This window comes from Methanomassiliicoccus sp., assembly GCA_012719175.1.
Lineage (GTDB): Archaea > Thermoplasmatota > Thermoplasmata > Methanomassiliicoccales > Methanomassiliicoccaceae > UBA6.
Genome location: JAAYAX010000001.1, coordinates 21,335 through 35,736, shown reverse-complemented (window position 1 = coordinate 35,736; position 14,402 = coordinate 21,335). Strand labels below are relative to the sequence as shown.

Below are 14,402 nucleotides of genomic sequence, written 5' to 3'. Positions count from 1 at the left end.
TGGCTGACAGCGCCCCATGGTTCCCGCGGGCTCGCGCACCGCAGTACAGCATGGAACGTTGGCGGGCTTAACTACCGGGTTCAGATGGGACCGGGTGTATCCCCGCCGCTGTGGCCGTCACACCAAAACCACTGATGGTGAACGTGTATTTATTCGTTTCCGTTCCTTCGCCTGATGTTAGAACAGATAACGCGCTCAGAACCTCTTGCTCCATCCCAGGAAGCCTACAATGTCCTTGACCAGGTCATCGGAGGGCCGGGCGCCGATCTGCTCCCTGTACCTAGAGATGCGGTTGTCCAGGATGATGGCCACCCCCTTGTCGGTCTCGGTGCGTATGAGCCGTCCCACTGCCTGCTGAACCTTCCGCACCGCGGGAACGGCGGAGGAGTACTCCCACCCCCTTCCGGGGCCGTACATGCGGTCGTACCTCCTTCTCAGCTCCTCCAGCGGCAGGGAGGGGGGAGGGTAGGGCAGACCTACCACTACGGCGATGTCCAGCTCCTGGCCGGGGAAGTCCAGGCCCTCGGCCACCTTACCCCCCATGACGGTGAAGAACACGCCCCCCCGCCCCTTCTTGAACGCCTGGATGCTGGATGCCAGGCGGCGAGAGGAGCCGGCCTCCTCCCAGTACAGCGGTCGGTCCACGTTCTCCTCGATGCGGCCACGCATGGAACGCAGCATCTCATATGAACGGAAGAACACCATGGTGTTGCGGTCCGTGGCCTGGCAGATGTCGATTATGTGGTCCTCAATGCGAGTGCGCATGGTGGGGTCCTCGCGCATCTCCCGTTGACCCGCGCACACGTCCTCGGCGTACAGCACAAGGCGGTTCTCCGGCGGAAATGGTGAGGGGAATATGCGGAGCTCGCGGTCGGACGGAAGGTCGAGGATGTCGGCGTACTGCCGAAGCGGTTGCATGGTGCCGGACATGTGCACCGCCCCCTTGACCTCCTTCAGGAACATGGTCGTCTCCTGCGGATCGAGGCAGTGCGCTCTGAGGCAGCCCAGGTCGTCCGATGATACGATCTTGACGAAGCGTGAGTCCTCCGCCTGCAGCCAGTCGGTGAGGAGGGATCCCAGGCGGAGGGTGGCGGACACCGGTTCCTTGCCGGCCTCGAGCCTCGTGTCCACATGCTCCTGCCCGATGTTCACCAGGTTGGCGCACATGGAACGCATCTCCTCATCGCTCAGTTCCAGTTCCCCTCGCAAACGGCCCTCCAGGAACCTCCGCCCGAGCTTGGCATCAAAGCTCCCCCGGGGGATCTGCTCCTTGATCGCCTCCTCGATGATGCGCCTAAGGGTTATGCACAGATAGGTGTGCTCGACCCCTCTCACCAAACGGGGGTTCCCCAGCTCCTTGGACTCCGCCTCCGCGGCCTCGATGTCGCGTACTGAGAGGTCGAAGCTCTCCTGGTCCCGAGCGGCATCGATGAGGTTGTGGGCCTCGTCCACGATGAGAACGAAATCGTCCATGGTGAGCTGCAGGCGATCAAGCAACTGCGAACGGATCTCCCGGGACAGGAGCTGCACGTAGGGGACGGCTACCACGTCGACCAGCGGCATCACCGCCTTCCTGGCCTCATAGGGGCAGGCTCCCTGCTTCTCACAAAAGGTGTCGAACTCCGCAGCCGTGGGCAGATGGTTGGAGCAGTACTGCAGGAAGCTCGTTTCCCCGATGGCCAGGAAGTCGGCGTAGTGCGGGCATCCACCCCTCTGCTTGGCCAGGGTCCGGGACTTGCGCTCCTCGCATATCTTGGCCAGGGCGTGAGGGGGTATGTCCTCGAACTCATCCAGGCTTCGTATGAGGAGGCAGGACTTCCGACGTCCCAGCATCGGTATCCCCGTCACCTTCTGCCGTCGAGAGATGGACCTCAGCTCCTTCATAACCTGGTCGCTCTGCGAGATGGTGCGGGTGAGGTACAGGACCTTCTTCTTGTTGGCCTTGGCGTGTTGTAATGCGCCCACCAGCGAGCACACTGTCTTGCCGGTGCCGGTGCCGGACTCCATGACCAGGTGCTTGCCTCCGTCCATGGCCCCCTCCACCGCCCTCACTATCTCCACCTGGGAGGGCCTAGGCCGATACGGGAAGTAGGGAGGCCGCTCTATCCTGACCTTGCCCGGTGCCAGATCTTCTTCGATCAGCTCCTCTTCTATCGCTGGCTCCACCTCTCTCTCGTGCTCCCGCCCGCACCGGGGGCAGTGGGACAAGATCGGCGGCACCAAGGTATTGCATCGGGGACAGAAGTGACCGGCCATGTCTTCGTGCCATGCCTGGGACCGATATAAACGTGACTATCGGTGGAACGATGGACGCTGGAGGGCCGATGTCATTGAGGATTTTTTCCATAAGGAGGAGCTAAGTCGGTCGTTTTTTCCTGAAAAGGCCAAGTGAGTTCGTTCCAGCAAGGAATCATCGGTATCATTCTAATAGTTCTCACCCATTCAAGATAGCATCGAGGCTGAGTGGATGAAGTCTTCAACCCTGCTCGTGTCACTGTCTTTGCTGTTGGTCGCGATGTCGCCGATCGTCCTCCTGTTCGCTGTTGCGGCTGAACCTCCTGGACCGCCTTTAAGCGTAACGGCGACCGCTTCCGGAATAGACATAACCCTGGAATGGAGCCCCCCGCCCTCTAGCACAAGCATTGATGGGTACAGGATATATCGCGGGGAAACATCCGGATCAATCACCACCGACCTCGGCCCCACCACAGACAATACCTTCACGGATTACAACCTGAGAAAGGGTGATACGTACTATTACCAGGTGGCAGCATTCAACGTAGATGGTGAGGGGGTTCGAAGCGAGGTAGCATCTGCCACCATTCCGACCACTGCGCCCGGAGCGATCGACAATCTAGCGGCCACAAGGTCGTTCGGTCTGATATCGCTCACTTGGTCCCCTCCCGATGACGATGGGGGATCGGCCGTAACACAGTATTCCATCTATCGCTCTGACAGCACTACCGCTCCGAGCTCACCACTGACCACTCAGTCAGGTACGGGTTACATAGATCGTAGCATCGAGTCTGGTCGAACATACTTTTACTGGGTGGCAGCCAGTAACGTGAACGGTCTGGGTCCTTTGTCCAACATGGCCACAGCCTCTCCGCTGGCCGCAAACCTGCCGGGAGCACCAACAAATCTCAATGCCCAGGACGGTGTCGAATCCATTCAGATCTCCTGGAGCGCTCCGGCGGACAACGGTGGAGCGGAGATCACTGAATACCGCATCTATCGTGCTACGTCAAGCACCAAGCCAGATACTCCCATTCATACAAATGGTGGTGGCACGTTAACTTACTCAGACAGCGCCGATCTGGTGATCGGTACAACATACTACTATTGGGTCGCCGCATATAATAGCGCGGGAGAAGGCGAAGCCGTAGGTCCGGACTCGGCCGTACCTCAAGAGCCCCCTGAGGACCCTCCCGGTACCCCTGGAGATCTTCAGGCAACAGGCGGCGCTGGTTCGGTCTCCCTCTCCTGGACCGCTCCTTCCCCAGGTGATTCAATGATCACCCAGTACAATATCTATAGGGCTACGGACCCAACAATGCCCACATCACCTACATTTACCACCACTGGGACCTCCTATACAGATAGTTCGGTGACCAATGGTCAGACCTATTACTACTCGGTTAGCGCGGTGAGCAATGTAGGAGAAGGAGCTGCTGCCGGCCCGGTAACTGCTACCCCTGGGGCCGTACCCGGGGCACCATTGAACCTTGTCGCCAGGGCCGACGTCGGAAAGGTCAACCTGACCTGGAACGCCCCCTCCTCCGATGGGGGCTCCACGATCACGGAATATGACATATATCGCTCAACCTCGAACTCTATTCCCAGCTCGCTTTCGTTCACAACCACGTCCACAACCTTCGAGGATACGAGCGTGACCAGCGGCGTGACCTACTACTATTGGGTCACAGCGAGGAACAGTGTGGGCGAAGGTTCGGCAGCGGGCCCTGCCGTTATCGGTGCTATGTCCACACCCTCGGCTCCCCAGAGTGTGAATGGAGAGCTACAGAACGGTAGTGTCTTCTTATCATGGGCAGAACCGAGCAGTGACGGTGGAGCCGCAATCACCCAATACGTGATCTACCGCGGTGTGATGGAGTCCAACCTGGTGCAGATCGGTACCGCCACGGAGCTGACATACAACGACACCAACACCGTGAAGGGAAATACCTACTACTACGCGATCTCGGCGATCAATGAGGTCGGTGAAGGTGCTAGGAGCGCAGTCTTCGATATCCATGTCCCGCTGTCATCGGTGCCCTCGGTCCCGTTGGAACTGAGGGCGGAGATGGTCAACGGCAATGTGCTGCTGACGTGGACGGTACCTACCTTTAATGGCGGAGGAGAAATCACCGGCTACAAGATCTATCGCGGCACTAGCCAGGCCACCCTGAGCTACATCACATCGGTCACCACCAACTCCTTCGAGGATAATGGTCGGAGGGACGGTGTCACCTACGTCTACACGGTCGCGGCCGTTAACGAGGCAGGGGACGGTCCCTCTTCAGCTCCGGTGACCATCACCGTTCCCAAGGAATCCGTCGTCGACTCTCCCGTGGGTCTTGTCGCCATTGCCGGTCTGGCCGTGGTAGGCGTGGGCTCAGTGCTGTACCTGCTGCGCCGGAACAGGCTGAATCCGTGATGAGCAAAGGATGACCGAGGGCGGCCTTGACCCACCCCTTTTGCGTGGAGTGTACGTCAAGTGCTGTTCCTTCACCGAAGCCACCATTCGACCCTCCGAGGATGCAGGGAGCGGTTATTAATGGCCCTTCAGGATACCAGACTATCGGTTCTCGAGGCAGGGTGCACATGCTCCACATAATGAAGCTCGGTTCGATCGACGATAAGCAGGCTACGGAGGTTGGGGGCAAGGCCGCCAATCTCGGCAGGCTCATCGCCGGAGGCTTTCCCGTACCACCAGGTCTGGTCATCCCCGTGGAGGCCTACGATGAGTATCTGGGCCGTGAGGGGATCCGCCAGAAGATCGTGGAGGCGCTGTCGTCCATCGACTTCCAGGACGAGGCCTCGGTGGAGAAGGCCTCTGGAACGATCAAGGGTCTGTTCTCCGACATCGACACTGGAGAGGTGGTGGCCGGTCTCGACCTCGCCCTGGCCGACATCGATCCCGAGTCCCTGTGGTCTGTTCGCTCCTCGGCTGTCGCGGAGGACCTGGCCACGGCGTCCTTCGCTGGTCAGCAGGACACCTACCTCAACATACGCCGTCCCAATGTCAGCGAGAACGTGCGCAAGTGCTGGGCCTCCTTTTGGAACACCCGGGCCATCTCCTACCGTCACAAGGCTGGTGTCGATCAGATTAGCAGCGGCATCGCCGTGGTGGTCCAGCGTATGGTGGACGCTCGCTCCTCAGGCATAATGTTCACTTCCGATCCCGTGTCCGGCAGGAAGGACCGCATTGTCATGGAGTCCTCATGGGGACTTGGAGAGTCCATCGCCTCTGGGTTGGTCACACCGGACAGGTACATTTGCGACAAGCTCACCGGGAAGCTCATAGAGCGGACGGTGAACCGTAAGGTAACCGGCATATTCCTCTCTTCAGATGGCTCGAGGTCGGTGAGAATGACGGAAGAGAGGCAGATGGCGCCGTCCCTCACCACAGACGAGATCACCATGGTCGCCAAGATGGGCCGTAAGATCGAGTCTTATTTCGGCGCCCCCCAGGACGTGGAGTGGGCCATCGAGGGAGAACACCTTTTCATCCTCCAATCCCGACCGATCACGAACCTCTCCAATGATGGCGACACCTTATGGACGCGGGGTTATGGCGACGAGTACTGGTCCGATGTAACATCGCCTCTCTTCTTCTCCCTGCTGGGGGAGATGCTGACCAAGTACGTCAACCATGAGGGCTCGGAGATCATGGGCTACTGGGGGCTGACGGACAAGGAGCTGTTGAAGGTCCATAAAGGGCACATCTACTTCAACGCCTCGGTGCTGGAGGAAGTGTTCACCTACAACCCCAAGTTTTCGCGCACCAACGAGTTATTGAACTACTTCCCCCAGAAGGACCAGGATCGCATCGCCCGGGCGGACACCAGGATCGCGGCGCGGCTATGGGCCGAGGTTCGGATCACCCTCCTGGACAATGAGGGCGTGATACTGCGCACCGATAAGGCCTACAGGAAGTGGGCGGCCTCGTTCATTAAGGTGGCCGAGCGCTTCGATTCCCTGGACCTCGCCGCACTGGACGATGCCCAGCTGCAGGCGGAGTATATGACCTTGCGGCAGGCATCCATCAAGCATTTCCAGCTCATCCGCTATGGGATGGTCACTCACTCCATCGGTACCAACCTCATGGTCAAGAGGTGGCTTATGGACTGGCTTGACGACCGCAGCGGTCTCCTATACTCCAAGCTCATATCCGGCCTGGACGACAACAAGACCATCAAGACCAATATCGCCATCGCCAAGCTGGCCAAGGTCGCTCAGAAGGACGAGGCGGTCCGTGAGCGGTTGACCTCCTTGAGCTCCAGGGAGGCATTGGAAACCCTGTCCGTGGATCCGAGGATGAGGTCGTTCGGGCAGGAGCTCGAAGCCTTCCTGAAGGATTACGGGCACCGTTCTCACACCCGTGAGATGTACTTCCCCCGCTGGGCCGACGACCCCACCCTGGTGATCGACGTGGTGCGCTCCCTCATGTCCTCGGAGGTAGGGGACCTGGAGAAGCTGGAGAAGGAGCGCATAAGGGAGAGGAAGGAGACGGAGAAAGTGGTCCTGGAGAAGATCGCCCGCCTCCGCTACGGCTATCTGCGGAACATGGTGTTCCGCCCGGTCCTGCATTTCGCCCAGACCTACCTCATGTTCCGGGAGAACCAGCGCTTCTACCTTGACCACATCATCCGCCGCTGGAGGGTCCTGTTCCTGGAGTACGGGCGCAGGCTTGCCTCCCGGGGGCTGCTGGAGAGGAAGGAGGACATATTCTTCCTCACCAAGGAGGAGGCCTTCGAGCTCCTGGAGAAAGGCGGCGACATGAAGGCGGCGGTCGACGAGCGCCGGGCGGACTTCGACCGTTACGAGAACGTCCTGCCGCCGAAGTTCCTGAGAGGGAACGTGGAGTTCGACGATACCGTGGTCCGCGGTCCCGACACCATCCGGGTCAGCGGCGTCTCGGCGAGCCCAGGCGTGGTCACGGGGAACATCAGGGTCGTGGAGACCATCGAGAACCTTCCGCTGGTGCGGGAGGGAGAGATCATGGTCACCTCCAACACCGATCCCGGGTGGACGGCGGTGTTCTCCAAGCTGGGCGGGCTGGTGACGGAGACCGGAGGCATACTATCCCATGGAGCGGTGGTCTCTCGAGAGTACGGGATCCCATCGGTCACCGCGGTAAAGGACGCCACCACCTTCTTCAGGACCGGCCAGCGCGTTACCCTTGACGGGAACGACGGCACCATTTACATCATCGGGGAGGAATTAACATGAACAGCGATACCATGCATCAACCTGGGGCGGACAAGGAATGGAACGAGAGCTTCTACTTCAACTTCTATGATCAGGCGCACGACCTGTGCATGTTCATGCGCATCGGTCTGAAGCCCAACATGGACGAGCGCTCGATGTTCTGCTTCATCATGATGCCCGACGGCTCGGTCATCGGCAAGAAGGAGATGGAGGTCCTCGGGGACGGGAGCCTGAACGTCAGTTCCCTGCGCTTCCACATGCTGGAGCCGGAGAAACGGTGGAAGCTGGAGTTCAACGGCGCCATGGCCCGGATGGAGGACAAGGGGCCGGTACCGGTCAAGGTCAAATTCTCCCTGGAGTTCGAGTCCTTGAACAAGATGTACGACTACCGGGATAGCGTGGACAAGGAGGGGGAGGCCATGTCCAGAAGCGTTGCCTCCGAGCATCTTGAACAGTTCGGGATGGCCACGGGAACGCTCACCGTGGGGGAGGAGCACTTCGACATCCAGGGCCTGGGGGAGCGGGACCACTCCTGGGGAGTGAGGGACTGGAACGCTCCCAAGATGTGGATATGGCTCACCGCCCAGTTCTCCCGGAACCTGGCCCTCAACGTCACCAAGCTGTTCGTGGAGGGAGGAGAGGTGTCCGCGGGGTTCTTCCACATCAACGGGAGGAACATCCCCCTGGTGAAGGCGGACATCCGCACGGTCCTTGACCCTGACGGAACGCCGAGGTCGCTGGCCATGAACCTTGTGGACAAGGATGGCGGAAAGCACAAGGTGACCGCTGAGGTCCTGCGGGAGGTCATGATGCCCTTCCCTGGCCGGGACGGCAAGAGCGTGTCAGTGATGCACGAGACCCTCTCTGAGTACACCTTCAACGGCCAGAAGGGCTACGGGATCGCCGAGTACCTTGTGCGCAAGAGTTGAGCTCTCTAATACCTAGTGAAAAGATTGGGGAGGCCTCCCTGAGAGGATCAGGTCAGGGTCAAAGAGCCGATGACCCTCAGCTTCCCGCCCTCAAGGTACATGAGGACGGCCCTGCTCCCCGGAGGATGCACCAACGGCTTGTCCAGGGAGAGCTTCACCGTGGGCCGCCGAAAGTCCCCGCTGTCCTGCACGGACTCCACCCGGGCGCTGATGAACTGCATCCAGTGACCCAGGTGCAGGACCATGCCCTCCTTCAGGGGCGTTTTCCAATAGTTGACCAGCTCCGCCGGGGCGGTGATCTCACTGCCGCATTGGACCTTGTCGTCGAGGGTGAGCACGTGCCCCCGGTCCAGCTGCTCCACGTCGATGTTCTTGAGGGCCAGACCCACCCTGTCGCCGGCCACGGCATCCTGGTAGTCGTCATCGTGCTTTTGGATGGAGCGCACCAGTGCCGTCCTCTTCGTGGGAAGCACCTTGAGGTCGTCATGGCGCACGATCCGGCCGTAGGCCACCGTGCCCAGGATCACCGTACCCACGCCCTTCACGTTGAAGAAATGGTCTATGGTCACCGCTCCCTTCCCCGGCTCTCCCGGGGAGGTGATGGCCTTAGTATCCGCCAGCAGCCTCTCACGGATGGCGTTCTTATCGTCCTCGATGAAAGTGTAGGATTCCAGGACGGTGCCTTTGGTCAGGGGTGCCACCTGCTCCGGCGTGAGGTAGTTGCGCAGCACGATGTAGCCCTTCTTGACGTCTGCGCAGTGCAGCATTACCATGCACTCGCCCAGCTGGGAGTTGATGGCGTCGATGACCACCAGCGCGAGGTCGGCCATGGAGGCGGTATAGAAAAGGGGCGCCAGGCGATCGGGGTAGTTGGTCGCCTCTATAAAGGTCACCGTGTCCGTTCCCTGCTTGAGATCGTACAGGGTGATGTCTGAGACAGTACCCTTTTTACCCAGGTCCTTGGCGTAATCATTGGGACCGATGACCGCCACGTTGAGATTGGCCATGAGGGACGGTAAAAATGGAACGCATAATATGTTTTTGGTGATAGTGCGGCCAAGTGCTCAGCCATGCGGTCGCCGGGAGGCAGAATATGACAGAATGCTCATCCCTGAAAGTTCCTCTCCTCCACGACCTCCTTGGGCTCGGAGGAACCGACCTTCCGTCCTCGGGCCAGGGAGGTCAGCGCTCCCAGGAAGGCGATCGCCGCCGCCACCTGGAACGCCAGCACCATGCCCCTGACGAACTCCTCGGCCACCTGCGGGGGGATAGAGCCCACATTGCTGGAGAACAGTTCCGAAACTACCGCCGGCGAGGCCACGCTCGCCACCACCGCGACCATGATGGCCAAGCTCAGGGACTGCCCCACGGTGCGCATGGTGGACACGGTGCCGGAGGCCACACCCAGCTGTCTCTTGCTCACGCTGCCCATAATGGCACTGGTGTTGGGGGAGGAGAACATGCCCATGCCTATCCCGCAAAGGGTGAGATAGGCGACCAGGCTGCCGGTGGAGGAATCGACGCTCAGGGTGCTGAGCAGTAAAAGCCCAATGCCGATCACCACCATGCCCGTCGAGGCCAGCACTCGGGACCCCACGCGGTCGGAGGCCCACCCCATCAGCGGGGACAGCACGCTCATTATGAGGGGCATGGACAGAAGGACCAGGCCGGTGAGATATAGATCATAGGCGAGGACCCGCTGGAGGTAGAACGATATCAGGAAGGAGATGCCGAAGTAGGCAGTATAGTTAAGCAGCGTGGACACATTGGCCATGGCGAAAAGGCGGTTTTCTGTGAACAGGGTGAGGTCGAGCATGGCATCGCTCCCCTTCCTGTGCTCGATGAGCAGGAACGCGGAGAAGCCCACGACCGCAACCACAAGCAGGGCGACGATGGGAAGGGACGTCCACCCCCAGTCCTCGCCCAAGGTGAGGGCCACCAGCAGAGTAGCCAACCCAATCCCGAAGGTGATCGCGCCGGAAATGTCGAAGGGCCGCACCGGTGCCTCGTTCTTCGGCTCCTGTAGCTTCCACAATGCCAGTGCGATGACCACCGCCCCGATGGGGATGTTGACCCAGAATATGGATGGCCAGCCCAGGGCGCCGGTTAGGAAACCCCCCAGCGGAGGGCCCAGGCTCAGCCCGATGTACACGGACATGGCGTTGATGCCCAGTGCCTTCCCCCTCTCCTTGGGGGGGAAGGCGGCGGTGATGATAGCCGCGGAGGTGGCGGTGATGAATGCGGCCCCGCATCCCTGCAATGCCCTGAAGGCAATGATCTGGCTTCCGTTGCTGGATATGCTGCAGAGGAAAGAACCCAGGACGAAGATGCCGAAGCCGATGATGAATATGGGCTTCCGGCCGTATAGATCGGACAGCCTGCCCATGGTGAGAAGAAGGACCGCCAGGGCGACCAGGTACGACGTGGGTATCCATACCGAGGCGGCGTAGTCTATTTCCAATACCTGGGAGATCGTAGGCAGAGAGACGCTGACGATGGTGGAATCAAGGGGGCCCATCATGGCCCCCACGGACGTGATCAATAGGACGATCCACTTCTCCCTGCGCTCCATGCCCATGGGACAAACCTGCCTACCTGTGGCTGGCCACTAGAGCATCTTTCCATACATAAGCGTGGTGGAGCGGGCATGACAGCAGCATCAATGGGTTTTATGACAATATGCAAGATGGCCCTAAGTTAATCCACCTTCTGATCTCCTGGGTCGGAACGCCCATTTCTTTATTTCGTATGGTTTTAGGAGCCGCACCATCACGTCTGAATATCTGACCTGTCAGGGAAATATCATATTTACCATGCCCTCCAAATTAGGTAAGGTGAGAATATGGTAGAATCGAAAGATGCTGAAAGGGAGACCACATTGATCGGGGACATGTTCCCGCACATGGAGGTATGGACGACTCACGGTAAGATGACATTGCCCGAGGACAAGGCCGGGAAATGGTTCATATTGTTCAGCCACCCCGGGGACTTCACGCCAGTCTGTACCACGGAGTTCTACAGCTTCACGAAGATGAGCGATGATTTCAATAAGCTCAACACCGACCTGATCGGCCTCTCTATTGACCAAGTGCACTCTCATATTAAGTGGGTGGAATGGATCAATGAGAACCTGGATGTGGAGGTCCCCTTTCCGATAATCGCCGATGCCCTGGGGACGGTGGCGACCCGGCTTGGTATGGTGCATCCGGGCAAGGGAAGCAACACCGTGCGTTCGGTGTTCATAGTGGACGACAAGGGTGTGATAAGGCTCATAATATACTACCCCCAGGAGGTCGGGCGCAACATGGAGGAGATCCTCCGCGCCCTGAAGGCTCTCCAGGTCTCGGACGCCAACAACGTGGCCATGCCCGCCAACTGGCCCAAGAACGAGCTTCTGGGCGATAAGGTGATAGTGAGGTCAGCGGCCGACGAGGCCACAGCCAAGGAGAGGAAGAAGACGTATGACAACTACGATTGGTGGTTCTGCTACCGCTCCCTGTGAACGGTCCTGGACGGACCCCTTTTTCTACTTTTTTTAGAAAAACTAAATATACGGGAAGCTCTGAGCTATTGGCAGATATCATGGTGGATAATAGTATGAGATACTCCCTGCCCGCACTGCCATATGGATATGGGGACCTGTCGCCCTTCTTGTCCGAAGCGCTGCTCAAGATACACCATGATGGTCATCATCAGAAGTACGTCAATCAGGCCAATGCCTTGCTGGAGAAGCTGGAGAAGGCCCGCAGCGACGGTACGGTTCTGAACATGAGGTGCGAGCCCCAAGCACTGGCGTTCAACGTCGGTGGTCACATCCTGCACTCGCTCTATTGGGAGAACATGGCCCCTACCTCCTCCGGCGGCGGGGGGACCCCTGGCGGACGCATAGGCGATGTCCTGAACAAGGAGTTCGGGAGCTATGAGCGGTTCATGAAGGAGTTCTCGGAGACCGCCAACGCTGTCGAGTCCTCTGGCTGGGCCGTGCTCACCTTCTGCATGCATACCCATCGTCCGCTCATAACCCAGATCAAGGACCACCACCTCTTCGTGGTGCCCGGTCAACGCATCCTCCTGGTCATGGACGTGTGGGAGCACGCGTACTATCTGGACTACAAGAACGAGAAGGCCCGTTATACCGCCGGCTTCTGGAACGTTGTCAACTGGGGTGCGGTAGACCAACGCCTGGAGAAGATACTGAGTGGTGACCGATGAACGCTTCCAAGGGGATGAGATGTTGACCGCTAGGAAATGGTACGACGACCTCCGCATAGGGGACCAAGCCGCTCACATCTATCATTCCAAGGCAGACCAGGGCCGGGTCATCATCGATGCCCTCAATTGGATGGACGACGAGTCGCGGTTGGTTATGATCAGCGATCGCTGGGACGATGACCCCAAGCAGTCGCGCTCCCGTGTTCTGGATGCAGCAATGGACGAGGGACGATTCATCATCGTACCGGCCAGGCGGCCGTTCTACGCGTCCGGAAGGTTCCGGCCGGAAGCCCTCAAGGACGTCATAAGCGTCGAACGTGATAGAGCGTTGAGCGAAGGCTACAGAGGTCTGGTGACCATCTGGGACCTGGAGTGGCTCAAGGACGAGCCGGATGACTTCGAGGCGCACATCGTATATCAGTCCACCCTGCCTCTGTCTGGCTTGCCGTCGAACCTCACGCTGATATGGCAGTACAAGGCCTCGGAGCTGACCTCCCAACAGCTGGAGCGGGTTATGCGAGCTAACCAGCTGGTTCTGGAGGATGGAAAGCTCTCACGTCAGTTCTGGTTGGTGGCCAACAGCACCATGGGGAGATCGCCGCGCGGCCGGGGCAACGTGGAATTGACGTGGACCTCGGAGACCGCCAACATCGACAACCTATAGGCCAGGATATCGGACCACATGCTCCAGGACCAAGGTCACCTCGATGTTCTGGAATCCCAGAGGCCGGATCTTGCGGTCTATGATTTCGATGAGCTCGCCGTTGCTGGCAGCTCGGATGCGGAACATGATGCGCCGCTCCCCGGTGACCCGAAGGATCTCGGACACGTTATCCATCGAGAACAGCACTGCCATGGCGTTCTGGGACCGGTCCGGGGCCACGTCCGCGGAGACATAGGCGTCGGCGTTGATGCCCATCTTCTCCTGGTTCACGATGGCCGAGTACCCCAGGATCTTCTTCTCCTCCTCCAGCTTCCGTATGCGGTCGCGTATGGTTGAGGGGGAACGGTCGACCATGGCCCCGATCTCCTCGTAGGTGAGCTTCCCATTGCGTTGAAGCATGCGGAGAATGCGAGAGTCCAGGTCCTCTTGGAGCATACCTCGATAAACGTCCCCCTGGGCTAAAAAAGGTTACTGACCCATTATTGCATGGCGACCGCAGGCATTCATCGCCCGAAACGGTACTTAGAGCGCATGAAATCCGAGATGATCCTCGCATGATCGAAGGCTAGGGACGGAAGCCGGTCCAGGTCGAAAAGCTCCACTGACTGGGCATCGTCACCCGCCCTGAGCTCTCCTCCCACCCTATGAAGGTGGAACACGGCACTGACGAGGTGCCCCCGGGGATCGCGATGGGGATCGGAATACATGCCCACCAGGTCCAGGGGCTCGGTGCGCAGGCCGGTCTCCTCGAGCACCTCGCGCACGGCGCAGTCCTCCAGCCTCTCCCCGTATTCCACGAAGCCCCCGGGGAGGGCGTACCTCCCCTTCCCGGGCTCGTTCCCCCTCTTTATGAGCACTAAGCGGCCATCCACCAGGATGATGCCGTCGGCGGTCAGGGTAGGATTCCGGAACATGCGCTCCAGCTGCTCCTCCACGCGCCTCTTCTTGTTATTGTACTCATCGAGCAGCGCCTCGCCCTCAGGGGTGAGAACGGTCACGGAGCCTTCCGTGCCCCGCATCGTGAACACCACCTTATGTCCGGCGGCCTCCTCGATGCCGCTGAGGAGCTCACGTGCCTCCAGAAAGGTCATACCCATGGCCTCGGCCACCGGCGAGAGATTGCTCTTCTCGCGCACTCCGGCGAGCAGCTCCGCCCCTTCCTC

11 protein-coding genes and 1 rRNA gene are annotated in these 14,402 nt (G+C 59.5%); 6 read left to right on the top strand and 6 right to left on the bottom strand.

All coding sequences use genetic code 11. The features are described 5' to 3' along the window. Position 1: 1 nt before the first annotated feature. Together rrf and GXX95_00140 are read right to left on the bottom strand one after the other, a co-directional pair. A 5S ribosomal RNA gene (gene rrf, locus GXX95_00145) occupies positions 2-122 on the bottom strand. Positions 123-195: 73 nt separating this feature from the next. Next, positions 196-2,256, bottom strand: a complete 2,061-nt coding sequence (locus GXX95_00140; protein NLT36557.1) for an ATP-dependent DNA helicase — start codon at positions 2,254-2,256, stop codon at positions 196-198. A gap of 211 nt (positions 2,257-2,467) precedes the next feature. Between GXX95_00140 and GXX95_00135 the strand changes: the two genes are divergently transcribed. The 3 genes from GXX95_00135 (at position 2,468) to GXX95_00125 (ending at position 8,363) form a co-directional block, all read left to right on the top strand. Then, a complete protein-coding gene (locus GXX95_00135) occupies positions 2,468-4,657 on the top strand; it encodes a hypothetical protein (GenBank protein NLT36556.1) in 2,190 nt (729 codons plus the stop codon). Between the two features lie 167 nt (positions 4,658-4,824). After that, positions 4,825-7,455 (top strand): phosphoenolpyruvate protein kinase, encoded by a 2,631-nt coding sequence (locus tag GXX95_00130; protein NLT36555.1) that lies wholly within the window; start codon positions 4,825-4,827, stop codon positions 7,453-7,455. Then, complete coding sequence (locus tag GXX95_00125; GenBank protein NLT36554.1) at positions 7,452-8,363, top strand: hypothetical protein; 912 nt, start codon at positions 7,452-7,454, stop codon at positions 8,361-8,363. The genes GXX95_00130 and GXX95_00125 overlap by 4 nt, the downstream gene beginning before the upstream one ends. A 47-nt stretch (positions 8,364-8,410) precedes the next feature. Here the strand turns inward: GXX95_00125 and GXX95_00120 are convergent, their stop codons facing one another. Then, on the bottom strand, positions 8,411-9,370 hold the full coding sequence (locus GXX95_00120; GenBank protein NLT36553.1) for an elongation factor Tu: 960 nt from the start codon (positions 9,368-9,370) through the stop codon (positions 8,411-8,413). Positions 9,371-9,468: 98 nt separating this feature from the next. Then, entirely contained in the window at positions 9,469-10,941 is a 1,473-nt protein-coding gene (locus GXX95_00115; protein ID NLT36552.1) for an MFS transporter, read from the bottom strand. A gap of 264 nt (positions 10,942-11,205) precedes the next feature. Between GXX95_00115 and GXX95_00110 the strand changes: the two genes are divergently transcribed. The 3 genes from GXX95_00110 (at position 11,206) to GXX95_00100 (ending at position 13,239) form a co-directional block, all read left to right on the top strand. After that, positions 11,206-11,865 (top strand): peroxiredoxin, encoded by a 660-nt coding sequence (locus GXX95_00110; protein ID NLT36551.1) that lies wholly within the window; start codon positions 11,206-11,208, stop codon positions 11,863-11,865. An 80-nt stretch (positions 11,866-11,945) separates the two neighbouring features. After that, entirely contained in the window at positions 11,946-12,575 is a 630-nt protein-coding gene (locus tag GXX95_00105; protein ID NLT36550.1) for a superoxide dismutase, read from the top strand. After that, entirely contained in the window at positions 12,562-13,239 is a 678-nt protein-coding gene (locus tag GXX95_00100; GenBank protein ID NLT36549.1) for a hypothetical protein, read from the top strand. The genes GXX95_00105 and GXX95_00100 overlap by 14 nt, the downstream gene beginning before the upstream one ends. Here the strand turns inward: GXX95_00100 and GXX95_00095 are convergent. Then, positions 13,234-13,674 carry an Lrp/AsnC family transcriptional regulator gene (locus GXX95_00095; protein NLT36548.1) on the bottom strand — a complete coding sequence of 147 codons (441 nt, stop codon included), beginning with the start codon at positions 13,672-13,674 and terminating at the stop codon, positions 13,234-13,236. The genes GXX95_00100 and GXX95_00095 overlap by 6 nt on opposite strands. A 68-nt stretch (positions 13,675-13,742) precedes the next feature. After that, on the bottom strand, positions 13,743-14,153 hold the full coding sequence (locus GXX95_00090) for an NUDIX hydrolase (GenBank protein ID NLT36547.1): 411 nt from the start codon (positions 14,151-14,153) through the stop codon (positions 13,743-13,745). Positions 14,154-14,402: the final 249 nt, after the last annotated feature.

Excerpts from the sequence above, each read along its gene's own strand:
- GXX95_00140 (NLT36557.1), bottom strand. The coding sequence starts at position 2,256 with ATGGCCGGTCACTTCTGTCCCCGATGCAATACCTTGGTGCCGCCGATC.
- GXX95_00135 (NLT36556.1), top strand. The coding sequence starts at position 2,468 with ATGAAGTCTTCAACCCTGCTCGTGTCACTGTCTTTGCTGTTGGTCGCG.
- GXX95_00130 (NLT36555.1), top strand. The coding sequence starts at position 4,825 with ATGCTCCACATAATGAAGCTCGGTTCGATCGACGATAAGCAGGCTACG.
- GXX95_00125 (NLT36554.1), top strand. The coding sequence starts at position 7,452 with ATGAACAGCGATACCATGCATCAACCTGGGGCGGACAAGGAATGGAAC.
- GXX95_00120 (NLT36553.1), bottom strand. The coding sequence starts at position 9,370 with ATGGCCAATCTCAACGTGGCGGTCATCGGTCCCAATGATTACGCCAAG.
- GXX95_00115 (NLT36552.1), bottom strand. The coding sequence starts at position 10,941 with ATGGGCATGGAGCGCAGGGAGAAGTGGATCGTCCTATTGATCACGTCC.
- GXX95_00110 (NLT36551.1), top strand. The coding sequence starts at position 11,206 with ATGGTAGAATCGAAAGATGCTGAAAGGGAGACCACATTGATCGGGGAC.
- GXX95_00105 (NLT36550.1), top strand. The coding sequence starts at position 11,946 with ATGGTGGATAATAGTATGAGATACTCCCTGCCCGCACTGCCATATGGA.
- GXX95_00095 (NLT36548.1), bottom strand. The coding sequence starts at position 13,674 with ATGCTCCAAGAGGACCTGGACTCTCGCATTCTCCGCATGCTTCAACGC.
- GXX95_00090 (NLT36547.1), bottom strand. The coding sequence starts at position 14,153 with ATGTTCCGGAATCCTACCCTGACCGCCGACGGCATCATCCTGGTGGAT.